This window comes from Pseudomonas sp. HAR-UPW-AIA-41 (genome assembly GCF_002304225.1).
Taxonomy (GTDB): Bacteria; Pseudomonadota; Gammaproteobacteria; order Pseudomonadales; family Pseudomonadaceae; genus Aquipseudomonas.
Genome location: NZ_NSLB01000007.1, coordinates 20,057 through 44,534, shown reverse-complemented (window position 1 = coordinate 44,534; position 24,478 = coordinate 20,057). Strand labels below are relative to the sequence as shown.

Genomic DNA, 24,478 nt, shown 5'->3' with positions numbered 1-24,478 from the left:
AAAAACCTTCTATCTATTATTCGAAGGCAAAGCGGATGAGAAATTGACCTTGCCGGCACATTTCTCTAGAATCGCGTGCTCTTTGAACCGGGGGCCCACTGGCCACCAGTGAACTTTCAGGTAAATCAACATGAAACGCACTTTCCAACCCAGCACTCTGAAGCGCGCTCGCGTTCACGGTTTCCGCGCACGTATGGCCACCAAGAACGGTCGTGCCGTCCTGTCGCGTCGTCGCGCCAAGGGCCGCAAGCGCCTGACCGTCTGATAGTCCGGAACGGGTGGTGAATCGGGGCTTCGGCCGGGAAAAGCGCCTGCTGACTCCTCGGCAATTCAAGGCAGTCTTCGATTCACCCACCGGCAAGGTTCCCGGTAAGAACCTGCTGATCCTCGCTCGCGACAACGGTCTCGATCATCCCCGTCTGGGACTGGTGATCGGCAAGAAGAGCGTCAAGCTCTCCGTTGAACGCAATCGCATCAAGCGCCAGATTCGTGAATCACTTCGCCTGAACCAGGACCAGTTGTCCGGTTGGGATATAGTCGTGGTTGCCCGCAAGGGCCTGGCTGACGCGGAAAACGCCGAACTCAGCCAACACTTCAGCAAACTCTGGAAGCGCTTGTCGCGAAGCCGCAGCAAACCGGAGAACCCTGCCGTCGCCCGTCAGGCAGGATCTGATCATGCGTAAACTGGCCATCGCTCCGATCCAGTTCTACCGCTACGCCATCAGCCCCTTGATGGCCAGTCACTGTCGTTTCTATCCCAGTTGTTCCTGCTACGCCCAAGAAGCCATTGAAACTCATGGTTTCCTGCGTGGCAGCTGGCTCGCCGTGCGCCGACTCGGTCGCTGCCACCCCTGGAACCCGGGCGGTTATGATCCGGTTCCAGCTGCACCCACTTCCAAATCCTCTTCGATGGCCGAGTAATCATGGATATCCAACGCTCGATCCTGATCGTCGCCCTGGCAGTCGTGTCCTACCTGATGGTTCTCCAGTGGAACAAGGACTACGGCCAGCCAGTCATGCCGACTGCACAGACCACCACCAGTACTCCGGCAAGCACTCTGCCGGACACCACCGCAGCAGGTCAGGCTTCGGCTGATGTACCGCCGGCCAGTACTGAAGGCGCAGTGGTTCCTCAGGCCTCGGTCAGCACCAATACCGCGCTGATCAATGTGAAGACCGACGTACTCACTCTGGCCATCGATCCGCTTGGTGGTGATGTGGTTCAGCTGAGCCTACCGAAGTTTCCGCGCAGCCTGCAGTACAAAGACGTGCCGTTCCAGCTGTTCGATAACGGTAACGAGCGTACCTACCTGGCCCAGAGCGGCCTGACCGGCGCCAACGGCCCGGATGCACGCTCCACTGGCCGTCCGCTGTACAGCAGCGAAGCAAACAGCTACAGCCTAAATGAGGGTAAGGACCAACTGGTAGTCGACCTGCGCTTCAGCGAAGCCGGTGTCAGCTACATCAAGCGCTTTACCTTCAAGCGCGGGCAGTACGATTTCGCTGTCCGTTACCTGATCGACAACCAGAGCACTCAGCCCTGGACCGGCAGCCTGTTTGCCCAGATCAAGCGTGACAACAGCTCGGATCCATCCTCGACTACCGCCACTGGCACCGCCACTTATCTGGGTGCTGCTCTGTGGACTGCCGACGAGCCTTACAAGAAGGTTTCGCTGGATGACATGGACGACAAGGCCATTCGCGAGAGCGTGCAGGGCGGTTGGGTAGCCTGGCTGCAGCACTACTTCGTCACCGCCTGGATTGCCGACAAGGATCAGACCAATCAGGTCATGACCCGCAAGGACGCTCAGGGCAACTACATCATCGGTTATACCGCGCCGGCCCTGAACATTCCGGCGGGTGGCAAGGCGGAAGTCGGTGCGACCCTGTATGCCGGTCCGAAGGATCAGGACAACCTGGGCAAGCTCTCTCCCGGTCTGGAACTGACCGTCGACTACGGCTTCCTCTGGTTCATCGCCCAGCCGATCTTCTGGCTGCTGGAACATATCCACAGCATCTTCGGTAACTGGGGCTGGTCGATCATCGCCCTGACCATCATCATCAAACTGGCCTTCTTCCCGCTCTCGGCCGCCAGCTACAAATCGATGGCGCGCATGCGTGCGGTAGCGCCGAAGATGCAGGCGCTTAAAGAGCAGTACGGCGACGACCGTCAGAAGATGTCGCAAGGCATGATGGAGCTGTACAAGAAGGAGAAGATCAATCCGCTGGGTGGCTGTCTGCCGATCCTGGTGCAGATGCCGGTGTTCCTGGCCCTTTACTGGGTGCTGCTGGAAAGCGTGGAAATGCGCCAGGCCCCCTGGCTGGGCTGGATCGTCGACCTGTCGATCAAGGACCCGTACTTCATCCTGCCTTTGATCATGGGTGCCACCATGTTCATTCAGCAGCAGCTTAACCCGACGCCGCCGGACCCCATGCAGGCCAAGGTACTGAAGCTGATGCCGGTAATCTTCACCTTCTTCTTCCTGTGGTTCCCGGCTGGTCTGGTGCTGTACTGGGTGGTCAACAACATCCTGTCCATTGCCCAGCAGTGGTACATTACCCGGCAGATTGAGGCATCCGGCGCCAAAGCCTGATCCTGATACCGCCTGACAACGACGCCCCCTTGTGGGGCGTCTTGCTATCCGCCATTCGCATTGAGGGAGCGCGCCATGAATCCCAACCAGGACACCATCGCCGCTGTCGCCACCGCTACCGGTCGTGGCGGCGTCGGCATTATCCGCGTCTCTGGCCCGCGTGCCCGCGCCATGGCGATCACCCTCGGCGGACGCGAGCCGAAACCCCGCTATGCCCATTACGGCCCGCTGTTCGCTGACAATGGCGACGTGCTGGATGAAGGCTTGCTGCTGTTCTTCCCTGGCCCTCACTCCTTTACCGGGGAAGATGTGCTGGAGCTGCAGGGCCATGGCGGGCCGGTAGTGCTCGATATGCTGCTGCGCCGCTGCCTGCAGCTGGGCGCACGCATGGCCCGCCCGGGTGAATTCAGCGAACGTGCCTTCCTCAACGACAAACTCGATCTGGCGCAGGCCGAAGCCATTGCCGACCTGATCGAAGCCAGCTCGGAACAGGCGGCGCGCAATGCCTTGCGTTCGCTGCAAGGGGAGTTCTCCCGGCGCGTACATGCGCTGACCGAGAAACTCATTGAGCTGCGCATCTACGTCGAAGCCGCGATCGACTTTCCGGAAGAGGAAATCGATTTTCTGGCCGACGGCCATGTGCTGTCGCAGCTGGATGCCGTGCGTCAGGAACTGGCCGGCGTGCTGCGTGAAGCCGGGCAGGGGGCCCTCCTGCGCGATGGCATGACCGTGGTCATCGCCGGCCGCCCGAATGCCGGCAAGTCGAGTCTGCTCAATGCCCTGGCCGGACGTGAAGCCGCTATCGTCACCGATATCGCCGGTACGACCCGTGATGTCCTGCGCGAACATATCCACATCGATGGCATGCCACTACACGTGGTGGACACCGCGGGGCTGCGCGATACCCATGATCAGGTTGAACGCATAGGCGTCGAGCGGGCGCTCAAGGCCATTGGCGAGGCCGATCGTATTCTGCTGGTGGTCGATTCCACAGCTCCCGAGGCGGATGATCCCTTCGCCTTGTGGCCGGAGTTTCTCGAACAACGCCCCGATCCGCACAAGGTCACCCTGATCCGCAACAAGGCGGATCTGTCGGGCGAGACCGTCGGTTTGGAAACCTGCGTTGATGGCCATGTTACGCTGACCCTCAGCGCCCGTGGTCTGGAGGGGCTGGATCTGCTGCGGGAACACCTCAAGGCCTGCATGGGCTACGAACAGACCAGCGAAGGCAGTTTCAGTGCCCGCCGTCGGCACTTGCAGGCCCTGCAGCAGGCTTCGGCGAGCCTCGAACATGGGCGCAGCCAACTGACCGTTCTGGGCGCTGGCGAACTGCTGGCCGAAGACCTGCGCATGGCCCAGCAGGCACTGGGCGAGATCACCGGCGCCTTTACCCCCGATGACCTGTTGGGCCGGATCTTCTCCAGCTTCTGCATCGGCAAGTAACTACACAGTCATACTCATACCTGAATAAAGCTCTGTGAGTGCCGCGCAGGGCTCGCTTTCGCCTGCCAGAAACCGGCCAAGCCCTGTGGATAAGCAACCGTGAGCAGGCTGGATAAGCCCGGTATGAAAAAGTGGATAAGGGCCTCTGTGTATAAGTTATGATTCCATCCACAGGCTCAGGGCGTTTTTCCCAAAGGCTCAATCCCGGTTATACGCAGAGTTATTTCAGGCTGAAAGCCTTTACTGACATGAGCTACAGCAATCTATCCACAGAAAGTGGTCTCTAAAGAAATAAACATAAAAATAAGTCTTTAAAAGAAAAACTCTTCTTTAAATCTTTTAAGAGCACCAGCAAGAGCTGGTTATTTTTTGTCCAAAAGGCTTCTGTCCACAGCGTGAAGTCCCTATAATGCGTGCCCTTCCCGCTTTTCAATCAAAAAGCCCCCTTCAGAACAGGCACGAGGTGCGTGGTGGATTTCCCTTCCCGTTTTGACGTGATCGTGATCGGTGGCGGCCATGCCGGTACCGAAGCTGCACTGGCAGCTGCACGCATGGGGGTGAAGACCCTGTTGTTGACCCACAACGTGGAAACCCTCGGTCAGATGAGCTGCAACCCGGCTATCGGCGGGATCGGCAAAAGCCATCTGGTCAAAGAGATCGACGCTCTGGGCGGCGCCATGGCGCGCGCTACCGACAAAGGTGGCATTCAATTCCGCGTGCTCAACAGCCGTAAAGGGCCAGCCGTGCGGGCTACCCGTGCCCAGGCCGACCGGGTTCTGTACAAGGCGGCTGTTCGCGAAATTCTGGAAAACCAGGCCAACCTGTGGATATTTCAGCAGGCCTGTGATGATCTGATCGTCGAGCAGGGTCAGGTCAAAGGTGTGATCACCCAGATGGGCCTGCGTTTTCATGCGGAAAACGTCGTGCTCACTGCTGGAACCTTCCTCGGCGGCCTGATTCATATCGGCCTGCAGAATTATTCCGGTGGCCGTGCCGGCGACCCACCCTCGATCGCCCTGGCCAAGCGGTTACGCGAATTACCACTGCGCGTCGGTCGTCTGAAGACCGGCACACCGCCGCGCATTGATGGCCGTTCGGTGGATTTCTCGGTGATGACCGAGCAACCGGGTGACACACCGATTCCGGTCATGTCGTTCCTCGGTTCGCGTGAAGATCATCCACGGCAGGTCAGCTGCTGGATTACCCACACCAATGCGCGCACACACGAGATCATCGCCAGCAACCTCGATCGCTCGCCGATGTATTCGGGTGTGATAGAAGGCATCGGGCCACGTTACTGCCCGTCAATCGAAGACAAGATCCATCGCTTCGCCGACAAGAGCAGTCATCAGGTGTTCCTCGAGCCCGAAGGGCTGACCACCCACGAGCTGTATCCGAACGGTATTTCCACCTCGCTGCCCTTCGATGTGCAGCTGGAGATCGTGCGCTCCATCCGTGGCATGGAAAACGCCCACATCGTGCGTCCCGGCTACGCCATCGAGTACGACTACTTCGATCCGCGCGATCTGAAGTACAGCCTGGAAACCAAGGTCATCGGCGGGCTGTTCTTCGCCGGGCAGATCAACGGCACCACCGGTTACGAAGAAGCCGGCGCCCAGGGCCTGCTGGCCGGTTGTAACGCTGCGCTGCGTGCACAGGGCAAGGACAGCTGGTGCCCGCGCCGCGACGAGGCCTACATCGGCGTTCTTGTGGATGATCTGATCACCCTCGGCACTCAAGAGCCGTACCGCATGTTCACCTCGCGCGCCGAGTACCGTCTGATCCTGCGTGAGGACAATGCCGACCTGCGCCTGACCGAAAAGGGCCGCGAGCTCGGCCTCGTCGATGATGAGCGCTGGGCCGCTTTCGAAGCTAAACGCGAAGGCATCGTCCGCGAAGAGCAGCGCCTGAAGAGCACCTGGGTTCGTCCGGGCACACCACAGGGCGATGCCATTGCCGCGCGATTCGGTACGCCGCTGGCCCACGAGTACAACCTGCTCAATCTGCTGTCGCGCCCGGAAATCGATTACGCCAGTCTGATCGAGGTCACCGGGGAGGCCGAGGTGGACGCCCAAGTCGCCGAGCAGGTCGAGATCAAGACCAAGTACGCCGGCTACATCGATCGCCAGCAGGAAGAGATCGAGCGCCTCCGCGCCAGTGAAAACACCCGTCTGCCGGCTGATATCGACTATGCCGGTATCTCCGGGCTGTCCAAGGAAATTCAGCACAAGCTCGGCAATGCCCGTCCGGAAACTCTCGGTCAGGCCGGACGGATTCCGGGCGTGACCCCGGCGGCGATCTCGCTGCTGCTGATCCACCTGAAAAAACGCGGCGCCGGCCGCCAGCTGGAGCAGCGCGCCTGATGTCGGTTACTGCACAACACGCCGCCGAACTGCAGCAGGGTGCGGCTGAACTGGGGGTAACGCTCACGGAGCGTCAGCACGAGCTGCTGCTGGCCTACCTGGCGCTGCTGATCAAGTGGAACAAGGCTTACAACCTGACCGCCGTGCGCAATCCGGACGAAATGGTTTCACGCCATCTGCTCGACAGCCTATCGGTGGTGCCCTATGTGGCTGCAGGTGGCGACACCTGGCTGGATGTGGGGAGCGGAGGCGGCATGCCGGGTATTCCGCTGGCCATCCTGTTTCCCGAGCGGCAGTTCACCCTGCTCGACTCCAACGGCAAGAAAACCCGCTTCCTCACCCAGGTCAAACTCGAGCTCAAGCTCGACAACCTGCAGGTGGTGCATGCCCGGGTTGAGGCCTTTCAGCCGGAACAGCCCTTTGCCGGCATCTGCTCGCGGGCCTTCAGTTCGCTGGAAGACTTCAGCAACTGGACCCGTCACCTCGGCAACGAGGCGACCCGCTGGCTGGCAATGAAGGGCGTGCAACCGGATGACGAGCTGCAGGCGCTGCCGCAGGACTTCCGTGTCGAGCACTGCCATGTGCTCAAGGTTCCCGGTTGCCAAGGTCAGCGCCATCTGCTGATACTGCGCCGCACGATTTAAGGGAGAAGCAGCATGGCCAAGGTGTTCGCAATCGCCAACCAGAAAGGCGGAGTGGGCAAGACCACTACCTGCATCAATCTGGCCGCTTCGCTGGTGGCGACCAAGCGCCGCGTGCTGCTGATCGACCTCGACCCGCAAGGCAACGCCACCATGGGCAGCGGTGTCGACAAGCAGGCTCTCGATTATTCGATCTACGACGTGCTGATCGGCGAATGTTCGGTTGGTGATGCCATGCAGTTTTCCGAGCATGGCGGCTACCAGCTGTTGCCGGCCAACCGCGACCTGACCGCCGCGGAAGTCGCGCTGCTCGACATGCCCGGCAAGGAACAGCGTCTTCGTCAGGCCCTGCAGCCGATTCGCGACAACTACGACTTCATCCTCATCGACTGCCCGCCGGCGCTGTCGATGCTGACGGTCAACGCGCTGGTTGCCGCCGATGGTGTGATCATCCCCATGCAGTGCGAGTACTACGCACTCGAAGGGCTGTCCGACCTGCTCAACAGTGTGCAGCGCATTGCCGAGCGCCTCAATCCGACGCTGAAGATCGAAGGCCTGCTGCGCACCATGTACGATCCGCGCATCGGTCTGACCAACGATGTCAGTGCCCAGCTCAAGCAGCACTTTGCCGACAAGCTGTACGACGCGGTCATCCCGCGAAATGTGCGCCTGGCCGAAGCCCCCAGTTACGGTATGCCTGCACTGGTTTACGACAAGCAGTCGCGTGGCGCCCTTGCCTATCTGGCGCTGGCCGGCGAAGTGGTTCGCCGTCAACGCAGCAAAGCCAACTCAGTTCCCGCCTAAGGAAAACCATGGCCATCAAGAAACGCGGACTCGGACGTGGTCTCGACGCGCTGCTGGGCGGTTCGAGCCCGGCGACCCTGGAAGAAGAAGCGGCCAAGGTCGACAGCCGTGAGCTGCAGCACCTGCCCTTGGACCTGATTCAGCGTGGCAAATACCAGCCGCGCCGCGACATGGATCCGCAGGCGCTGGAAGAGCTGGCCAACTCGATCAAGGCCCAGGGCGTGATGCAGCCGATCGTGGTCCGTCCGATCGGCGCTGGTCGCTTCGAAATTATTGCGGGTGAACGCCGCTGGCGCGCCAGCCAGCAGGCCGGACTGGACAAGATTCCGGCCATGGTGCGTGAAGTACCCGATGAAGCGGCCATTGCGATGGCGCTGATAGAAAACATCCAGCGCGAAGACCTCAACCCGGTGGAAGAGGCGGTTGCCCTGCAGCGGCTGCAGCAGGAGTTCGAACTGACCCAGCAGCAGGTCGCCGATGCCGTGGGTAAATCGCGCGCGACCGTGACCAACCTGCTGCGCCTGATCGCTCTGCCGGAAGAGATCAAGACCATGCTGTCGCATGGTGACCTGGAAATGGGCCATGCCCGTGCCTTGCTCGGCTTGCCACTGGAGCAGCAGGTGGAAGGTGCGCGGCACGTTGTCGCACGCGGCCTGACCGTGCGCCAGACCGAGGCACTGGTTCGTCAGTGGCTGAACAGCAAAAGCCAGCCTGTGGAGAAGCAAAAGGCTGATCCGGACATCGCTCGCCTGGAGCAGCGTCTGGCCGAGAAACTGGGCTCTCCGGTACAAATCAAGCATGGCCAGAAGGGCAAAGGGCAACTGGTCATTCGTTACAGCTCGCTGGATGAACTGCAGGGCGTGTTGGCTCACATTCGCTAACAAATGTACCGGCCGGCGAATGATCGGAAATAGTGCGTCAGCAGTTGAATAGGGGGGGTTAGCCACCTATACTCTGCGCGCAATTTTGTCGGCACAAAGTATGCCAAGTTGCAGACTTAACCGGCCGACAGAGAGGACTGTGAGCACGATGGGAACCCGCAAGCCAGATAGCCTGCCCTTCCATCGATCGCCGGCGATTCGCCTGTTGCTCGTCCAGTTGTGTGTGCTGCTGAGTGCAGCTTTGGCCCTGTATGGACTGCGTGGGCATGTAGCCGGGTATTCCGGTGTGGCGGGCGGCCTGATTGCGCTGCTGCCGAATGCGTATTTTGCCCACAAGGCCTTCCGCTATCGCGGTGCCCGGGCAGCCCGGGAAATCGTCCGTTCTTTCTACGCGGGTGAAGCCGGCAAACTGATTCTGACGGCAGCGTTGTTCACGCTGGCGTTTGCAGGAGTGAAACCACTGGATGTACCGGCGCTGTTCGGTACATACCTGCTGACCCTGATGGTCAGCTGGTTCGCCCCCCTGCTGATGGGCAAACTTTCGAGACCTTAGAGCGTTTGAGGCAAACATGGCAGAACAAACCGCTTCGGGCTATATCCAGCACCACCTGCAGAACCTGACCTACGGGCAACTGCCGAATGGTGACTGGGGCTTCGCCCACACTGCAGCTGAAGCAAAGGCAATGGGCTTCTGGGCCTTTCACGTCGACACCCTGGGCTGGTCCCTGGCGCTCGGCCTGATCTTTATCATGCTGTTCCGCATGGCCGCCAAGCGTGCCACCAGCGGCCAGCCGGGTGCCCTGCAGAACTTCGTTGAAGTCATCGTCGAATTCGTCGATGGCAGCGTCAAAGACACCTTCCATGCGCGCAACCCGCTGATCGCGCCGCTGGCTCTGACCATCTTCGTCTGGATCTTCCTGATGAACCTGATGGACCTGGTGCCGGTGGACTTCCTGCCGATGCTGGCCGCCAAGATCAGTGGTAATGACCATCTGTTCTTCCGCGTGGTGCCGTCCACCGACCCGAACGCTACCCTGGGTCTGGCCTTCTCCGTATTTGCCCTGATTGTCTACTACAGCATCAAGGTCAAAGGTATCGGCGGCTTCCTGGGTGAACTGACCCTGCACCCGTTCAGCAGCAAGAACATTGCTGTTCAGATCCTGCTGATCCCGGTGAACTTCCTGCTTGAGTTCGTGACTCTGGTAGCCAAGCCGATTTCGCTGGCCCTGCGTCTGTTCGGCAACATGTATGCCGGCGAACTGATCTTCATCCTGATTGCCGTGATGTTCGGCAGTGGCATGTTCCTGCTCAGCACCCTGGGTGTTGCGCTGAACTGGGCGTGGGCTGTGTTCCACATCCTGATCATCACCCTGCAGGCCTTCATCTTCATGATGCTGACCATCGTGTATCTGGCGATGGCACACGAAGACAGCCATTAAGAGGCTTTTGCCTCTGTAGGTAACAAAAAAGCTTTACCGCTTTACTTTGAAAAACCCTAACCAATACGACGTAAAAAGTCGGGAGGAAAAATGGAAACTGTAGTTGGTCTCACCGCGATTGCTGTTGCCCTGCTGATCGGTCTGGGCGCTCTGGGTACTGCCATTGGCTTCGGCCTGCTGGGCGGCAAGTTCCTGGAAGGCGCTGCTCGTCAGCCGGAAATGGTTCCGATGCTGCAAGTTAAAATGTTCATCGTGGCTGGTCTGCTCGACGCCGTAACCATGATCGGTGTGGGTATTGCCCTGTTCTTCACCTTCGCGAACCCCTTCGTTGGTCAAATCGCCGGCTAATCACTCGTTTCGAGTGATTGGTGTGACGAACAACGAACGAGCGAGGTGTTGGCGTGAACATTAATGCAACCCTGATTGGTCAGGCCATTGCCTTCTTCGTTTTTGTACTGTTCTGCATGAAGTTCGTATGGCCGCCGGTCATTACTGCTCTGCGCGAACGTCAAAAGAAGATTGCTGATGGCCTGGACGCTGCCAACCGTGCGGCTCGTGACCTGGAGCTGGCCCAAGAGAAAGTGGGTCAGCAACTGCGCGAAGCCAAGACACAGGCAGCCGAAATCGTTGAGCAAGCCAAGAAGCGTGCTACCCAGATCGTCGACGAAGCTCGCGATCAGGCTCGCACCGAAGGCGAGCGCCTGAAGGCGCAGGCTCAAGCCGAGATCGAACAGGAACTGAACAGCGTCAAAGACGCCCTGCGTGCCCAACTGGGTGCTCTGGCCGTCACCGGTGCTGAGAAGATCCTGGGTGCCAGTATCGATCAAAACGCGCACGCGGAGCTGGTTAACAAACTGGCCGCCGAAATTTAAGCGAGGGCGATCATGGCAGAACTGACCACGTTGGCCCGACCTTACGCTAAGGCAGCTTTTGAGCACGCCCAGGCAAATCAGCAGCTGGCCTCCTGGTCGGCCGTGCTGAACCTGGCTGCTGCAGTTTCGCAAGACGAAACAGTGCAGCAGGTGCTCAAGGCCCCGCGTCTGACGAGCGTAGAAAAGGCCAATACCTTTAACGAGGTAGTTGGCGACAAGTTCGACGCCCAGGCACAGAATTTCATCCACGTGCTGGCCGAAAATGAGCGTCTCCTGCTGTTGCCGGAGATTGCCGCCCTGTTCGAGGTCTTCAAGGCCGAGCAGGAAAAATCGGTAGACGTGGAAGTCACCAGTGCCTTCGCATTGAGCACAGAACAGCAAGACAAACTCGCCAAGGTTCTCAGCGCACGGCTCAGCCGAGAAGTGCGTCTGCACGCTGCGGAAGACTCCTCCCTTATCGGTGGTGTCATCATCCGCGCGGGCGACCTGGTTATCGATGGCTCGGTTCGCGGCAAAATCGCGAAACTGGCCGAAGCGTTGAAATCTTGAGTTTGAAGGGGCAGCAGAGCAATGCAGCAACTCAATCCTTCCGAAATTAGTGAAATCATCAAGGGACGTATCGAGAAACTCGACGTCTCTTCCCAGGCCCGCAACGAAGGCACCATCGTCAGCCTGTCTGACGGTATCGTGCGTATTCACGGTCTCGCCGACGTTATGTACGGTGAAATGATCGAGTTCCCGGGCGGCGTCTATGGCATGGCCATGAACCTTGAGCGCGACTCCGTCGGTGCTGTGGTTCTGGGTTCCTACCAGTCGCTGGCCGAGGGCATGAGCGCCAAGTGCACCGGCCGCATCCTGGAAGTACCGGTTGGTCCGGAACTGCTGGGTCGCGTCGTTGACGCACTGGGTAACCCGATCGACGGCAAAGGCCCGCTGAACAACGTCGCTACCGACGCTGTTGAAAAGGTTGCACCGGGCGTGATCTGGCGTAAGTCGGTCGACCAGCCGGTACAGACCGGTTACAAGTCGGTTGACGCCATGATCCCGGTAGGCCGTGGCCAGCGCGAGCTGATCATCGGTGACCGTCAGATCGGTAAGACCGCTCTGGCCATCGACGCCATCATCAACCAGAAGAACAGCGGCATCCGCTGCGTCTACGTTGCCATCGGTCAGAAGCAGTCGACCATCGCCAACGTGGTACGCAAGCTGGAAGAAGCTGGCGCTCTGGCCAACACCATCGTGGTAGCCGCTTCGGCTTCCGAATCCGCTGCGCTGCAGTTCATCGCACCGTACGCTGGTTGCACCATGGGCGAATACTTCCGCGACCGCGGTGAAGACGCCCTGATCGTGTACGATGACCTGTCCAAGCAGGCTGTTGCCTACCGCCAGATCTCCCTGCTGCTGCGCCGTCCGCCGGGCCGCGAAGCTTACCCGGGCGACGTGTTCTATCTCCACAGCCGTCTGCTGGAGCGCGCTTCCCGCGTATCCGAAGAGTACGTTGAGAAGTTCACCAATGGCGCTGTGACTGGCAAAACCGGTTCCCTGACCGCTCTGCCGATCATTGAAACCCAGGCTGGCGACGTTTCCGCGTTCGTTCCGACCAACGTGATCTCCATCACCGACGGCCAGATCTTCCTGGAATCGGCCATGTTCAACTCGGGCATCCGTCCGGCGGTCAACGCCGGTATTTCGGTATCCCGCGTGGGTGGTGCTGCTCAGACCAAGATCATCAAGAAGCTCTCCGGTGGTATCCGTACCGCTCTGGCTCAGTACCGCGAACTGGCGGCCTTCGCCCAGTTCGCTTCTGACCTGGACGAAGCCACCCGCAAGCAGCTTGAGCATGGTCAGCGTGTTACCGAGCTGATGAAGCAGAAGCAATACGCGCCGATGTCCATCGCCGACATGTCTCTGTCGCTGTATGCCGCTGAGCGTGGCTTCCTGGTAGACGTAGAAGTCGCCAAGATCATCAGCTTTGAGCAGGCCCTGATCGCCTACTTCAACCGTGAGAACGCCGTTCTGATGGCGAAGATCAACGAGAAGGGCGACTTCAATGACGATATCGACGCTCAGCTGAAAGCTGGCATCGAGAAGTTCAAGGCCACCCAAACCTGGTAAGCCGCAGCGGGGGTCGCAAGATCCCCGCTTGCTAACCTGATAGGTGTCAAATGGCAGGCGCAAAAGAGATTCGCAGCAAGATTGCGAGCATCAAAAGCACGCAGAAGATCACCAGCGCCATGGAAAAGGTGGCGGTCAGCAAAATGCGCAGAGCTCAAATGCGCATGGCGTCGAGCCGTCCCTATGCGGAGCGTATCCGCCAGGTAATTGGTCATCTGGCCAACGCCAACCCGGAATACCGCCACCCGTTCATGATCGAGCGCGAAATCAAGCGCGTAGGTTATGTCGTGGTGAGCTCGGACCGTGGTCTGTGCGGTGGTCTGAATACCAACCTGTTCAAGGCTCTGGTCAAGGACATGTCGAGCAATCGTGAGCAAGGCGTGGAGATCGATCTCTGCGTGGTTGGCAGCAAGGGTGCGGCATTCTTCCGCAACTTTGGTGGCAACGTTGTTGCTGCGATCAGCCACCTGGGCGACGAACCGTCGATCAACGATCTGATCGGTAGCGTCAAGGTCATGCTCGATGCTTACCTCGAAGGTCGCATCGATCGTCTGTCCGTGGTCTCGAACAAGTTCATCAATACCATGACGCAAAAGCCGACGGTGGAACAACTGGTTCCGCTGGTGGCTACTCCGGAAGCTGAACTCAAGCACCACTGGGACTACCTGTACGAACCCGACGCCAAACAGCTGCTCGACGGCCTGATGGTGCGTTATGTGGAGTCGCAGGTGTACCAGGCAGTGGTTGAGAATATCGCTGCTGAACAGGCAGCCCGGATGATCGCGATGAAGAACGCCACCGACAACGCCGGCGAACTCATCAAAGAGTTGCAGTTGATCTACAACAAGGCTCGTCAGGCTGCGATCACCCAGGAAATTTCGGAAATCGTCGGCGGCGCTGCCGCGGTTTAAGAACGGTTCAAATATTCAGAGGAACCAAAGATGAGTAGCGGACGTATCGTTCAAATCATCGGCGCCGTTATCGACGTGGAATTCCCGCGTGATCAAGTGCCGAATATCTATGAAGCGCTGAAAGTAGTCGGCGCTGAAACCACTCTGGAAGTTCAGCAGCAGCTGGGCGACGGCGTGGTTCGTTCCATCGCCATGGGTTCGACCGAAGGTCTGAAGCGTGGTCTGGACGTTACCAGCACTGGTAAAGCCATCTCCGTACCGGTCGGTAAAGCGACCCTGGGCCGGATCATGGACGTACTGGGCAACCCGATTGACGAAGCCGGCCCGATTGGCGAAGAAGAGCAGTGGGAAATCCACCGCGCTGCGCCGTCCTATGCCGAGCAAGCTGGCGGCAACGAGCTGCTGGAAACCGGCATCAAGGTTATCGACCTGGTTTGCCCGTTCGCCAAGGGTGGTAAGGTCGGTCTGTTCGGTGGTGCCGGTGTAGGCAAGACCGTAAACATGATGGAACTGATCCGTAACATCGCCATGGAACACAGCGGTTATTCCGTGTTCGCTGGTGTGGGTGAGCGTACTCGTGAGGGTAACGACTTCTACCACGAGATGAAGGATTCCAACGTTCTCGACAAAGTGGCCCTGGTTTACGGCCAGATGAACGAGCCGCCAGGCAACCGTCTGCGCGTGGCACTGACCGGCCTGACCATGGCCGAGAAGTTCCGTGACGAAGGTCGTGACGTTCTGCTGTTCGTCGACAACATCTACCGTTACACCCTCGCCGGTACCGAAGTATCCGCACTGCTGGGCCGTATGCCTTCCGCAGTAGGTTACCAGCCGACTCTGGCCGAAGAGATGGGCGTTCTGCAGGAGCGTATTACCTCCACCAAGAACGGCTCGATCACCTCGGTACAGGCCGTATACGTACCTGCGGACGACCTGACCGACCCGAGCCCGGCGACCACCTTCGCCCACTTGGACGCCACCGTCGTACTGTCGCGTGACATCGCCTCCCTGGGTATCTACCCGGCCGTGGATCCGCTGGACTCCACCTCCCGCCAGCTCGATCCGCTGGTTGTAGGTGTGGAGCACTACGAAACCGCGCGTGGCGTGCAGTACGTTCTGCAGCGTTACAAGGAACTGAAGGACATCATCGCGATTCTGGGTATGGACGAACTGTCGGAAGCCGACAAGCAGCTCGTATCCCGTGCGCGTAAGATCCAGCGCTTCCTGTCGCAGCCGTTCTTCGTGGCCGAAGTCTTCACCGGCTCGCCAGGCAAGTACGTTTCCCTGAAGGACACCATCGCTGGTTTCAGCGGCATTCTGAAAGGTGAGTACGATCACCTGCCGGAGCAGGCGTTCTACATGGTTGGCAGCATCGACGAAGCCATCGAGAAAGCCAAGAAACTGTAATCCCCTGTGCGCCCGGCAACGGGCGCTCGTGAGGCAAGCGTATGGCTATTACTGTCCATTGCGATATCGTCAGCGCCGAAGCGGAGATTTTCTCCGGTCTGGTGGAGATGGTGGTTGCGCACGGCAACCTGGGCGATCTGGGTATCGCTCCGGGTCACGCCCCGCTGATCACCGATCTCAAGCCGGGTCCGATCCGTGTGATCAAGCAGGGCGGCGAGCAGGAGGTGTTCTACATCTCCGGTGGTTTCCTCGAAGTGCAACCGAACATGGTCAAGGTTCTTGCCGACACCGCGATTCGCGCTGCCGATCTCGATGAAGCCGCTGCTCAGCAGTCGCTGCAGGAAGCGGAGAAGGCTCTGCACGCCAAGGGCGCGGAGTTCGACTACGGTTCTGCCGCCGCTCGTCTGGCGGAAGCCGCTGCTCAGCTGCGTACCGTGCGTCAGATGCGTAATCGCTACTGATCTGCGGTTGCAAGGCAAAGCGTAAGAGAAGGGTAGCCTCGGCTACCCTTTTTCTTGTCTGTGATTTACCCGTTCCAGGGATTTAAGGAAGTCATCATGTCTCTCGATATCGTCATTCTCGCAGCCGGTCAGGGCACACGCATGCGCTCGGCGCTGCCCAAGGTGCTGCACCCGGTAGCCGGCAAATCCATGCTCGCTCATGTGATCGATACGGCCCGTCAGCTCTCGCCGCGCAAGATCCATGTGGTGATCGGTCATGGCGCTGAACTGGTGCGCGAGCGCCTGGCGGCAGACGATGTCGACTTTGTTCTGCAGGCCGAACAGCTCGGTACCGGGCATGCTGTGGCGCAGGCATTGCCGCATATCGAGGCGGACAAGGTTCTGATTCTTTACGGTGACGTGCCGCTGACCCAGGTGGAAACCCTCAGCCGTCTGCTGGCACAGGCCAGCGACTCCCAGTTGGGCCTGCTCACCGTCAATCTGGCCGATCCAACCGGCTACGGACGCATCATTCGCGACGAGGCCGGCATTGTGCAGGCCATTGTCGAACACAAGGATGCCAGCGAAGCCCAGCGCACCATTCGCGAAGGCAACACCGGCATTCTCGCCGTACCGGGCAAGCACCTGGGTGACTGGCTTGGGCGTTTGTCCAACAGCAATGCCCAGGGCGAGTACTACCTGACCGACGTGATTGCCATGGCTGTGGCCGACGGACTGGTGGTGGCCACGGAAACCGCGCAGGAAGAAATGGAAGTGCTGGGTGCCAACGATCGCATCCAGCTGGCGCAACTGGAGCGTTACTACCAGCAGCGGGCCGCCCGCCGCCTGATGACCCAGGGCGTGACCCTGCTCGACCCGGCCCGCTTCGATCTGCGGGGCGAAGTGACTGTAGGTCGTGATGTGCAGATCGACATCAACGTGATCCTCGAAGGCAAGGTAGTCATCGAGGATGGCGTGCAGATCGGCGCCAACTGTGTGATCAAGGACTCCATCCTGCGCCGCGGCGCCATCGTCAAAGCCAACAGCCATCTGGAAGGTGCCGAGTTGGGCGAGGGCGCCGATTGCGGTCCGTTTGCCCGCTTGCGTCCGGGCGCGAAGCTCGGCGCCAAAGCGCATGTCGGCAACTTCGTCGAACTGAAGAATGCCGTACTGGGCGAAGGCGCCAAGGCCGGTCACCTGAGCTATCTGGGGGATGCCGAGATTGGTGCGCGTACCAACATCGGCGCCGGCACCATCACCTGCAACTACGACGGTGCCAACAAGTTCAAGACGGTGATGGGCGAGGACGTCTTCATCGGCTCCAACAGCTCCCTGGTTGCGCCAGTGACCCTGGGCGATGGCGCCACCACCGGGGCGGGCTCCACCGTGACCCAGGACGTGCCGTCCAAGGCCCTGGCCGTCGGCCGTGCCAAGCAGCGCAATATCGAAGGCTGGAAGCGCCCGACTAAAAAGTAGGCTGGGTGGAGCGTAGCGATACCCTGCAGTGGGTTAAGCCGCGTCGCGGCGAAACCCGGCGATTGAAAGGCGGCTCAGGCCGCCTTTTGTCGTTTTCCGGGTTGACCTTGTAAGCGTCTTAGGTTTTGATTTGCGTCATTATCTTTCGAATCGAAACTTAAAGATGTCGAAACGCAATACCCCCCAGCGGCGCCATGCCATCCTTGCCTTGCTCAACGAGCAGGGCGAGGTGAGTGTCGATGCTCTGGCCAAGGCGTTCGCCACGTCGGAAGTGACCATTCGCAAGGACCTTGCCGAGCTGGAGAAGAACGGCCTGCTGCTGCGCCGCTATGGTGGGGCGCAATCGATGCCGCAGGAGCTGATTGGCGAGCCTGCGCAACCCTTGTCGCCGTACAAGCTGGCGATTGCCCGGGCGGCGGTACAGCTGATTCGCGAACACGCACGAGTCATCATAGACAGTGGCAGCACCACGGCGGCGATGATTCCGCAGCTGGGCCACAAGCCCGGTCTGGTGGTGATGACCAACTCGCTGAACGTGGCCAATGCCCTGCGCGAGCTGGAGCACGAGCCGGTGCTGCTGATGACCGGTGGCACCTGGGATCCTCACTCGGAATCCTTCCAGGGCCAGGTGGCCGAACAGGTGCTGCGCTCCTACGACTTCGACCAGCTGTTCATCGGTGCCGCAGGGCTCGATCCTGAGCGCGGCACCACCACCTTCAATGAGCTGCTGGGCCTGTCACGGGTTATGGCCGAGGTGGCGCGCGAAGTCATAGTGCTGGCCGAGAGCGACAAGCTCGGGCGCAAGATGCCCAACCTGGAGCTGCCCTGGAGCAGCATCCACACCCTGATTACCGATACGCGCCTGCCCAAGGCAGCGCAGGAACAACTGGCTGAGCGAGGGATCAGAGTGATTCTCGCCAGTCCGACTGCTTAAGGAGCATTGCCTATGTGTGGCATCGTTGGCGCTATTGCCGAGCGCCAGATCAGTGCGATCCTGATCGAAGGCCTGAAACGTCTGGAATACCGGGGTTACGACAGCGCCGGTGTGGCGGTGTTTACCGATGAGCAGCAACTGCAGCGCTGCCGTCGCATCGGCAAGGTAGCCGAGCTGGAGCAGGCGCTGACCGCCGCGCCGTTGGTCGGCCGTTTGGGCATCGCCCATACACGCTGGGCCACCCATGGCGCGCCGACTGAGGCCAATGCCCACCCGCACTTCTCTGCAACCGATCTGGCCGTGGTGCACAACGGCATCATCGAGAACCACGAAGAACTGCGTACCCGCCTGCAGGGGCTGGGCTATGTATTCAGCTCGCAAACCGATACCGAAACCATCGTGCACCTGCTGCATCACCTGCAGAAGACCCACGTGGATCTGGCCGATGCACTCAAGGTGGCGGTGCAGCAGCTGCATGGTGCCTACGGTCTGGCCGTCATCAGTGCCAGTCAGCCGGATCGCCTGCTCGCGGCGCGCAGCGGCAGCCCGCTGGTCATCGGTCTGGGCATTGGTGAAAACTTCCTGGCCTCCGACCCGCTGGCTTTGCGCCAGGTCACCGACCGCTTCATCTACCTGGAAGAAGGCGATATCGCCGAGATCCGCCGCGACAGCTTGCAGATCTGGGATCAGGCCGGCCAACCGGTACAGCGCGAGACGGTGCACTACAAGGAAAGCGCCGAGGCCGCTGAGAAGGGCGCCTACCGCCACTTCATGCTCAAGGAAATCCACGAGCAGCCCAAGGTTGTGCAGCGCACCCTGGAAGATCGCCTGGCTGCCGACCATGTGCTGATCCAGGCCTTCGGCCCGCAGGCCGCCGAACTGTTCAGCCAGGTGCGCAATGTACAGATAGTCGCCTGTGGCACCAGCTTCCACGCCGGCATGGTGGCGCGCTACTGGCTGGAGAGCCTGACCGGTATTCCCTGCCAGGTCGAAGTGGCCAGCGAATTCCGTTACCGCAAGGTGGCCGTGCAGCCGGGTTCCCTGTTCGTCAGCATCTCCCAGTCCGGTGAAACCGCCGACACCCTGGCGGCCCTACGCAATGCCAAGGACAGCGGTTATCTGGCCAGTCTGGCGATCTGCAACGTCGGCACCAGCTCACTGGTCCGCGAATCCGATCTGACCCTGCTGACCCGCGCCGGCCCGGAAATCGGCGTGGCCTCGACCAAGGCCTTCACCACCCAGCTGGTTGGCCTGCTGCTGCTGACCCTGTCTCTGGGCCGTGCCCGGGGCACCCTGGATGCGGCGATTGAAGCTCAGGCGGTGCAGGCCCTGCGTGGCCTGCCGAACCTGTTGGAGCAGGCCCTGGGCATGGACCGGCAGATCGAGAAGGTCGCCGAGTTGTTTGCCGAGAAGCACCACACCCTGTTCCTCGGTCGCGGCGAGCAGTACCCGGTGGCGATGGAAGGAGCACTCAAGCTCAAGGAAATTTCCTACATCCATGCCGAAGCCTATCCGGCCGGCGAGCTCAAGCATGGGCCGCTGGCGCTGGTCGACAGCGACATGCCGGTAGTCACCGTGGCACCGAACAACGAGCTGTTGGAAAAACTCAAATCCAACCTGCAGGAAGTGCGTGCCCGCGGCGGCCAACTGATCGTATTTGCCGACGAGGCCGCGCGCATGGAGAACGGCGAGGGCACCCTGGTGGTGAACATGCCGCATGCCCACGAGCTGCTGGCACCGATTCTCTACACCCTGCCGCTGCAGCTGCTGTCGTACCACGTCGCCGTGCTCAAGGGCACGGACGTCGACCAACCGCGCAACCTAGCCAAGAGCGTTACCGTCGAGTAACGCGAAAAAGCCGCTGCTTCTGGCGGCTTTTCTGCGGAAGAGCGGTCAATCCCGACAAAGTGCAACCAGTCACGCACGACGAAGCGCTGATGCAGTAGCCTTGTTCATCGGTGTGCCGTCCATTTCGGATGGCACCGGATGAGGATGGCGGGATGGGTCAGGGAACGCTGATCGTGCTGCTCGGTGGCGTGGCGCTGCTGGGCTGGGGCGTGTGGGTCTACAACCGTCTGGTGTTCAACCGTCAGCGGGTGGCTGAGGCCAGCAGTGGCGTGGATGTGCAGCTCAAGCGCCGTTCCAGTCTGATTCCGGCGCTGGTCGGTTGCGTGCGCCAGTACATGGCCCATGAGCAGGACACGCTGCAGGCGCTGGTGAACGAACGCAGCCGTGCGCTGGAGCTGGGCGAAGCCGCGCTGGCGGCGCGTGCGCCGGTGGAGGCGCAGTTGTCCGGCAGCCTGCGCCAGCTGTTTGCTCTGGTAGAGGCATACCCGGAACTCAAGGCCGATGGCCAGTTCCTTGAGTTGCAGCAGGCCATCAGCGAGTGCGAGGAGCATATCCAGATGGCGCGGCGCTATTACAACGGCGCGGTGCGCGAGTTGAACGTGCTGGTGGAGTCGGCGCCAAGCAACCTGCTGGCGCGCCTGTTCAACTTCACCCCGGCCGAGTACTTTGCCCTGGCGGCGCCCGAGGAAGGGCAGTCCCCCAAACTGGAGTTCTGAGATGCAAGGATGCTGGCGTGTACTGTTGCTAAGCCTGTGCCTGTGGCCGCTGGGATTGCCGGCGGCCGAGGTGATCGAGGATTTTGCCGTCGAGCTCGGCCTCGGCCGTGACGGCATGCTGACGGTGACTGAACGCATCACCGTACAGGCCGAAGGGCGCGACATCCGCCGCGGCATCTACCGCGATATTCCGGTGCGCTACAGTCTGCCTTGGGGACTGGTGCGGCAGACGCCGATCAACAAGCTCACCGCCACCCGCAATGGCCACCCCGAGTCGGTGAAGCGTGAGCGTCAGGGGGCCTATCAGCGTTTCTACCTGGGCTCGCCGGACATCCTGTTGGAGCCGGGGCGCTACACCTATGAACTGCATTACCGCGTCGACCCGCAGCTGATTGCCCGTCCGGGCGTCGACGAGCTGTACTGGAACGTCACCGGCAATGGCTGGAGTTTTCCCATCCAGCAAGCCTCCGTGGACCTGAGCCTGCCTGCCGGTGCGCGCATTGCCGAGCTGGCCGGTTACACCGGCGGCAATGGTTCGCACGGGCAGGATTATGAGGTACTGGAGCAGAGTGACAACCGCCTGCGCCTGCGCACCACGGCGCCGCTGGAGGCTTACCAGGGGCTGACGGTGGCCGTGGCCTGGCCGGCGGGCGTGATCGAGCGGCCGGTGGCGGGTCAGCGCTTTCTGCGCGTGCTGTTCGACAACGCCGGCCTGAGCTTCGGCCTTGCCATGTTGCTGACCACCCTGGGCTACTACTGGCAGACCTGGCGCAGGGTCGGTCGCGATCCGCACAAGGGCATCCTGATCCCGCGCTTTGTCGCCCCCAAGGGGCTGCTGCCGGTGGATGTCGCCTACCTGTGGACGCGCGGCACTCTGAATGAGGCCAAGGCGCTCGGCATCTGTTTCACCGACTGGGCCATTCGCGGCCATGTGCGCCTGGAGGACCGGCCGCGCGCCGACGGCTTCCAGCTCAAGCCCGGCAGCCAGCCTCGCGACGATCTGCAGCCGGCGGAACTGGAGCCACTGCGCCTGCTGTTTCCCAACGGCGCGCAGAGCAAGACGCTGACCCTGGGCAGCAGCTATGAGCCGAAGCTGGCCGAGGCGCACAAGCGCCTGTGCGATCGACTGGAGACCGAGGGGGCGCTGTGGTTCAGCCGCAATCGCGGCGCCTGGGCGCGCGGTCTGGTGCTGGCGATCATCGGCATTCTTGGCAGCGTGCTGCTGGGCGTTGCTCCTGGCGATGATCTGGGCATGGCCATTGGCGGCCTGCTGTTCACTTTCGGCTTCGGTCTGCCGGGAGGATTGCTGGCCAAGCTGGCGATCGGTGAAAGCAGTTGGGGCACGCGCATACCGCTGCTGTTCGGCGGCGGCATGTTCCTGCTGGCCTCCTGTATCGGCCTGGGCCTGCTGGTATCGGTGAGTTCGCCGTTGCTGCTGGTGATACTGGCCGGCCTTCTGGCGCTGGTGATCGGTTTCTTCTTCTGGCTGGAAGCGCCCACGGTCGAGGGTCGCCGTTTGCTCGACGAGGCCGAGGGCTACCGCGAGTACCTGAGCTTGGCCGAGACAGATGTGCTGGCGCGTGCTGCCGACGCCCCGGCCATGAGCATTGCTCTGTACGAGCAGCACCTGCCCTATGCCATGGCGCTGGGGGTTGAGGAGCAATGGAGTGCGCGCTTCAGTGCCGCCCTGCAAAGCGGTCTGATCGATCAGAGCCAGCGTGACTATCAGCCCGACTGGTACCGTGCGCGCAGCACTTTCAGCTCGCCACAGGCACTCAGCTCGGCACTGTCGAGCAGCCTGGTCAGTGCCACTGCCAGCGCGGCTACGCCACCGGCCAGTTCATCGTCGTCCAGCGGTTCCTCGGGCGGCGGTTCATCCGGTGGTGGCAGTGGCGGCGGTGGCGGTGGCGGCTGGTAAGAGCCTGAAGAGCGACTGGACCATTGCGGCCAGTCACTCGATGGGTGCCAGGTTCAGTGATGCATATGTGGCAGTGGCAACAGGATAAATGCCGCCACTTTAATCAGCATCACCGCGCTATATAGCCAGATTGGCGCGCAGGCCAGCGCCCAGATGGCGAGCAGTTGTGCCTTGCCGGTTGTCCAGCGCGAGGCCCGTTGCCAAGTCAGTCGCAGGCTCCAGAGTATGCCCAGCCAGGGCAGCAGGTTGACGACCTTCAGCCAGGTATCGCCGCGTTGGGCGAAGGGCTCGGCATGCCAGGCGTAGCCGAGTAATGCGCCTGTTTCATTGACCAGCGCCGGGCCGTACTTCATGGCAAAGGTACCAACCGCATGGGGGATCAGGCCGAGGATGGCCATGGGTGCCAGTGCGTAAGCCAGGTCGAGTGCCAGTGTCTGTGGCGGTTGTTTGAGTAGGCGCGCTGCCGCCCGATAGCCCAGCGTCGCAACAGGCACGGTCAGCAGTAGGGCGAGCAGCAGTGCCAGCAGCCCAGAGAGATTCCAGGTATCGGTGCTCAGCGCCAGGCTTTGGTGCAGCCACTGGCCAGCCACATTCCACGGCAGGCTGTCGCGCAGGCCGGTGTGTTGCAAACCGTGCAGAAACTGAATACCCACGCCGGCAATGGCCAGAATCAGGATGATTACCCAGTAGTCATGTGGATCAGCGCGTTTGATGGGCTGGCTCAGGTTTTTGCCCGGACGCATCCAGTGCAGTTCGGCGCTGTCGCAGGCTTGCACGCAATCGAGGCACAGGGTGCAGTTGTCCATGTTGTTGCGTTCCTCGAAGCGGAACGGCGACAGGTGGTAATGACAGGCTTTGGCGCATTCGAAGGTGCTGCAACTGCTGCAGTCGCTTTGTTCAGTGCGGATGCTCAGGCCCCCAGCCTTGCCGTGACTGGCCAGCACCCGACCCAGCGGACAGATGTGCTTGCAGTAGGCCATGTCGGCATAGAACAGGAAGCAGCCGACAGCGAACAGGGTGAACAGCAGGAAGTACCAGGCTGTGGTTTGAGTGGAGGCGCTCAGCAAGCTGGGGGCGCTGAAAGCCAGTACCCAATAGCCCAGGAATATCAGGCTCAGGCTGATCCAGGCGCCCCGCAGGGCCCTGGGAAAGCGCCGCTTCAGGCTGAAGCGTTGCAGCCACTTACCCAGCGCGCCATGCGGGCAGACGGCACAGAATGCCGGTCCCAGGCTGGGGGTGATCACGCAGGTCAGCAAGGGCCAGAAGATGCCCCAGAACAACAGGACGGTGAGGCCGTCCTTGCGGTCTTCACTGAAAATCCCCAGACCAATGGCCAGCAGTAACAGCGAGACGCTGATCAGTTGCAGGCTGGTCATGAATACTGGGTGGCGCAGTACCGGGCCAAGCAGGGGCAGGCCCGTCAGATTCAGGCCGCGTGCCGTAGCTTTTGAATGGCTTTCCCGCGCAATGATGTGTTCGTTCATGTGGTTTTCCTCAACCTGCCGGCGCGGAGGCCGGCAGGCGCGTTAGGCTCAGAACTCGACACGGCTGCCGACGTAGAAATAGCGGGCGTCAGGATCGGTCCTGCCGCCGCCAGTGCCGGCGTTGTTGTTGACGTAGTTGCTGGGGTCACGCTGATCGAAGACGTTGTCGATCCCGGTAAACAGCTCGACCTG

The 24,478-nt window shown here is 60.8% G+C and carries 24 protein-coding genes; 23 read left to right on the top strand and 1 reads right to left on the bottom strand.

The features are described from left to right. Nucleotides 1–130 precede the first annotated feature (130 nt). The 23 genes from rpmH to CK486_RS13815 all read left to right on the top strand — a co-directional run bounded on the left by rpmH (nt 131) and on the right by CK486_RS13815 (nt 22,802). Nucleotides 131–265 (top strand): 50S ribosomal protein L34, encoded by a 135-nt coding sequence (rpmH, locus tag CK486_RS13925; protein WP_021702523.1) that lies wholly within the window; start codon nt 131–133, stop codon nt 263–265. Nucleotides 266–278: 13 nt separating this feature from the next. Next, on the top strand, nt 279–683 hold the full coding sequence (gene rnpA / locus CK486_RS13920; protein WP_095940914.1) for a ribonuclease P protein component: 405 nt from the start codon (nt 279–281) through the stop codon (nt 681–683). Beyond that, nucleotides 676–921: a membrane protein insertion efficiency factor YidD gene (gene yidD, locus CK486_RS13915; RefSeq protein WP_095940913.1), complete on the top strand. Its 246-nt coding sequence runs from the start codon at nt 676–678 to the stop codon at nt 919–921. Before rnpA ends, yidD begins: the two co-directional genes overlap by 8 nt. 2 nt (nt 922–923) lie before the next feature. Beyond that, on the top strand, nt 924–2,594 hold the full coding sequence (yidC, locus tag CK486_RS13910; protein WP_095940912.1) for a membrane protein insertase YidC: 1,671 nt from the start codon (nt 924–926) through the stop codon (nt 2,592–2,594). A gap of 75 nt (nt 2,595–2,669) precedes the next feature. Further along, nucleotides 2,670–4,037, top strand: a complete 1,368-nt coding sequence (gene mnmE, locus CK486_RS13905; RefSeq protein ID WP_095940911.1) for a tRNA uridine-5-carboxymethylaminomethyl(34) synthesis GTPase MnmE — start codon at nt 2,670–2,672, stop codon at nt 4,035–4,037. A gap of 470 nt (nt 4,038–4,507) precedes the next feature. Beyond that, the gene (gene mnmG / locus CK486_RS13900) at nt 4,508–6,400 is read left to right on the top strand and encodes a tRNA uridine-5-carboxymethylaminomethyl(34) synthesis enzyme MnmG (protein WP_095940910.1); all 1,893 of its coding nucleotides are present in this window, start codon (nt 4,508–4,510) and stop codon (nt 6,398–6,400) included. Further along, the gene (gene rsmG, locus CK486_RS13895) at nt 6,400–7,044 is read left to right on the top strand and encodes a 16S rRNA (guanine(527)-N(7))-methyltransferase RsmG (RefSeq protein WP_095940909.1); all 645 of its coding nucleotides are present in this window, start codon (nt 6,400–6,402) and stop codon (nt 7,042–7,044) included. Before mnmG ends, rsmG begins: the two co-directional genes overlap by 1 nt. A gap of 12 nt (nt 7,045–7,056) precedes the next feature. Then, a complete protein-coding gene (locus tag CK486_RS13890; protein WP_095940908.1) occupies nt 7,057–7,845 on the top strand; it encodes a ParA family protein in 789 nt (262 codons plus the stop codon). 8 nt (nt 7,846–7,853) lie between these two features. Beyond that, the gene (locus CK486_RS13885; RefSeq protein WP_095940907.1) at nt 7,854–8,726 is read left to right on the top strand and encodes a ParB/RepB/Spo0J family partition protein; all 873 of its coding nucleotides are present in this window, start codon (nt 7,854–7,856) and stop codon (nt 8,724–8,726) included. Between the two features lie 148 nt (nt 8,727–8,874). After that, the gene (locus tag CK486_RS13880; protein WP_371915504.1) at nt 8,875–9,279 is read left to right on the top strand and encodes a F0F1 ATP synthase subunit I; all 405 of its coding nucleotides are present in this window, start codon (nt 8,875–8,877) and stop codon (nt 9,277–9,279) included. Between the two features lie 16 nt (nt 9,280–9,295). Further along, a complete protein-coding gene (gene atpB / locus CK486_RS13875) occupies nt 9,296–10,165 on the top strand; it encodes a F0F1 ATP synthase subunit A (protein ID WP_095940906.1) in 870 nt (289 codons plus the stop codon). A 90-nt stretch (nt 10,166–10,255) separates the two neighbouring features. Then, a complete protein-coding gene (gene atpE, locus CK486_RS13870) occupies nt 10,256–10,513 on the top strand; it encodes a F0F1 ATP synthase subunit C (RefSeq protein WP_003097235.1) in 258 nt (85 codons plus the stop codon). A gap of 53 nt (nt 10,514–10,566) precedes the next feature. Then, nucleotides 10,567–11,037, top strand: coding sequence for a F0F1 ATP synthase subunit B (locus CK486_RS13865; protein ID WP_095940905.1), 471 nt, complete (start codon nt 10,567–10,569; stop codon nt 11,035–11,037). 12 nt (nt 11,038–11,049) lie between these two features. Further along, the gene (locus tag CK486_RS13860) at nt 11,050–11,586 is read left to right on the top strand and encodes a F0F1 ATP synthase subunit delta (protein ID WP_095940904.1); all 537 of its coding nucleotides are present in this window, start codon (nt 11,050–11,052) and stop codon (nt 11,584–11,586) included. A gap of 21 nt (nt 11,587–11,607) precedes the next feature. Next, nucleotides 11,608–13,152, top strand: a complete 1,545-nt coding sequence (atpA, locus tag CK486_RS13855) for a F0F1 ATP synthase subunit alpha (RefSeq protein ID WP_095940903.1) — start codon at nt 11,608–11,610, stop codon at nt 13,150–13,152. 50 nt (nt 13,153–13,202) lie between these two features. Continuing rightward, nucleotides 13,203–14,063: a F0F1 ATP synthase subunit gamma gene (gene atpG, locus CK486_RS13850; RefSeq protein ID WP_095940902.1), complete on the top strand. Its 861-nt coding sequence runs from the start codon at nt 13,203–13,205 to the stop codon at nt 14,061–14,063. A gap of 30 nt (nt 14,064–14,093) precedes the next feature. Continuing rightward, nucleotides 14,094–15,470 (top strand): F0F1 ATP synthase subunit beta, encoded by a 1,377-nt coding sequence (gene atpD, locus CK486_RS13845; RefSeq protein ID WP_095940901.1) that lies wholly within the window; start codon nt 14,094–14,096, stop codon nt 15,468–15,470. Between the two features lie 41 nt (nt 15,471–15,511). Then, nucleotides 15,512–15,931: a F0F1 ATP synthase subunit epsilon gene (locus tag CK486_RS13840; protein WP_095940900.1), complete on the top strand. Its 420-nt coding sequence runs from the start codon at nt 15,512–15,514 to the stop codon at nt 15,929–15,931. A 96-nt stretch (nt 15,932–16,027) separates the two neighbouring features. Beyond that, nucleotides 16,028–17,386 (top strand): bifunctional UDP-N-acetylglucosamine diphosphorylase/glucosamine-1-phosphate N-acetyltransferase GlmU, encoded by a 1,359-nt coding sequence (gene glmU, locus CK486_RS13835; protein WP_095940899.1) that lies wholly within the window; start codon nt 16,028–16,030, stop codon nt 17,384–17,386. Nucleotides 17,387–17,549: 163 nt separating this feature from the next. Next, the gene (locus tag CK486_RS13830) at nt 17,550–18,320 is read left to right on the top strand and encodes a DeoR/GlpR family DNA-binding transcription regulator (protein ID WP_095940898.1); all 771 of its coding nucleotides are present in this window, start codon (nt 17,550–17,552) and stop codon (nt 18,318–18,320) included. A gap of 12 nt (nt 18,321–18,332) precedes the next feature. Beyond that, entirely contained in the window at nt 18,333–20,168 is a 1,836-nt protein-coding gene (gene glmS / locus CK486_RS13825) for a glutamine--fructose-6-phosphate transaminase (isomerizing) (RefSeq protein WP_095940897.1), read from the top strand. Nucleotides 20,169–20,320: 152 nt separating this feature from the next. Then, nucleotides 20,321–20,884, top strand: coding sequence for a LemA family protein (locus tag CK486_RS13820; RefSeq protein WP_095941009.1), 564 nt, complete (start codon nt 20,321–20,323; stop codon nt 20,882–20,884). A gap of 1 nt (nt 20,885) precedes the next feature. Beyond that, nucleotides 20,886–22,802: a DUF2207 domain-containing protein gene (locus tag CK486_RS13815; protein WP_095940896.1), complete on the top strand. Its 1,917-nt coding sequence runs from the start codon at nt 20,886–20,888 to the stop codon at nt 22,800–22,802. Nucleotides 22,803–22,855: 53 nt separating this feature from the next. Here the strand turns inward: CK486_RS13815 and CK486_RS13810 are convergent, their stop codons facing one another. Next, nucleotides 22,856–24,286, bottom strand: coding sequence for a 4Fe-4S binding protein (locus CK486_RS13810; RefSeq protein WP_095940895.1), 1,431 nt, complete (start codon nt 24,284–24,286; stop codon nt 22,856–22,858). Nucleotides 24,287–24,478: the final 192 nt, after the last annotated feature.

Excerpts from the sequence above, each read along its gene's own strand:
- rpmH (WP_021702523.1), top strand. The coding sequence starts at position 131 with ATGAAACGCACTTTCCAACCCAGCACTCTGAAGCGCGCTCGCGTTCAC.
- yidD (WP_095940913.1), top strand. The coding sequence starts at position 676 with ATGCGTAAACTGGCCATCGCTCCGATCCAGTTCTACCGCTACGCCATC.
- yidC (WP_095940912.1), top strand. The coding sequence starts at position 924 with ATGGATATCCAACGCTCGATCCTGATCGTCGCCCTGGCAGTCGTGTCC.
- mnmE (WP_095940911.1), top strand. The coding sequence starts at position 2,670 with ATGAATCCCAACCAGGACACCATCGCCGCTGTCGCCACCGCTACCGGT.
- rsmG (WP_095940909.1), top strand. The coding sequence starts at position 6,400 with ATGTCGGTTACTGCACAACACGCCGCCGAACTGCAGCAGGGTGCGGCT.
- CK486_RS13890 (WP_095940908.1), top strand. The coding sequence starts at position 7,057 with ATGGCCAAGGTGTTCGCAATCGCCAACCAGAAAGGCGGAGTGGGCAAG.
- CK486_RS13885 (WP_095940907.1), top strand. The coding sequence starts at position 7,854 with ATGGCCATCAAGAAACGCGGACTCGGACGTGGTCTCGACGCGCTGCTG.
- CK486_RS13880 (WP_371915504.1), top strand. The coding sequence starts at position 8,875 with ATGGGAACCCGCAAGCCAGATAGCCTGCCCTTCCATCGATCGCCGGCG.
- atpB (WP_095940906.1), top strand. The coding sequence starts at position 9,296 with ATGGCAGAACAAACCGCTTCGGGCTATATCCAGCACCACCTGCAGAAC.
- atpE (WP_003097235.1), top strand. The coding sequence starts at position 10,256 with ATGGAAACTGTAGTTGGTCTCACCGCGATTGCTGTTGCCCTGCTGATC.
- CK486_RS13860 (WP_095940904.1), top strand. The coding sequence starts at position 11,050 with ATGGCAGAACTGACCACGTTGGCCCGACCTTACGCTAAGGCAGCTTTT.
- atpA (WP_095940903.1), top strand. The coding sequence starts at position 11,608 with ATGCAGCAACTCAATCCTTCCGAAATTAGTGAAATCATCAAGGGACGT.
- atpG (WP_095940902.1), top strand. The coding sequence starts at position 13,203 with ATGGCAGGCGCAAAAGAGATTCGCAGCAAGATTGCGAGCATCAAAAGC.
- atpD (WP_095940901.1), top strand. The coding sequence starts at position 14,094 with ATGAGTAGCGGACGTATCGTTCAAATCATCGGCGCCGTTATCGACGTG.
- CK486_RS13840 (WP_095940900.1), top strand. The coding sequence starts at position 15,512 with ATGGCTATTACTGTCCATTGCGATATCGTCAGCGCCGAAGCGGAGATT.
- glmU (WP_095940899.1), top strand. The coding sequence starts at position 16,028 with ATGTCTCTCGATATCGTCATTCTCGCAGCCGGTCAGGGCACACGCATG.
- CK486_RS13830 (WP_095940898.1), top strand. The coding sequence starts at position 17,550 with ATGTCGAAACGCAATACCCCCCAGCGGCGCCATGCCATCCTTGCCTTG.
- glmS (WP_095940897.1), top strand. The coding sequence starts at position 18,333 with ATGTGTGGCATCGTTGGCGCTATTGCCGAGCGCCAGATCAGTGCGATC.
- CK486_RS13820 (WP_095941009.1), top strand. The coding sequence starts at position 20,321 with ATGGGTCAGGGAACGCTGATCGTGCTGCTCGGTGGCGTGGCGCTGCTG.
- CK486_RS13815 (WP_095940896.1), top strand. The coding sequence starts at position 20,886 with ATGCAAGGATGCTGGCGTGTACTGTTGCTAAGCCTGTGCCTGTGGCCG.
- CK486_RS13810 (WP_095940895.1), bottom strand. The coding sequence starts at position 24,286 with ATGAACGAACACATCATTGCGCGGGAAAGCCATTCAAAAGCTACGGCA.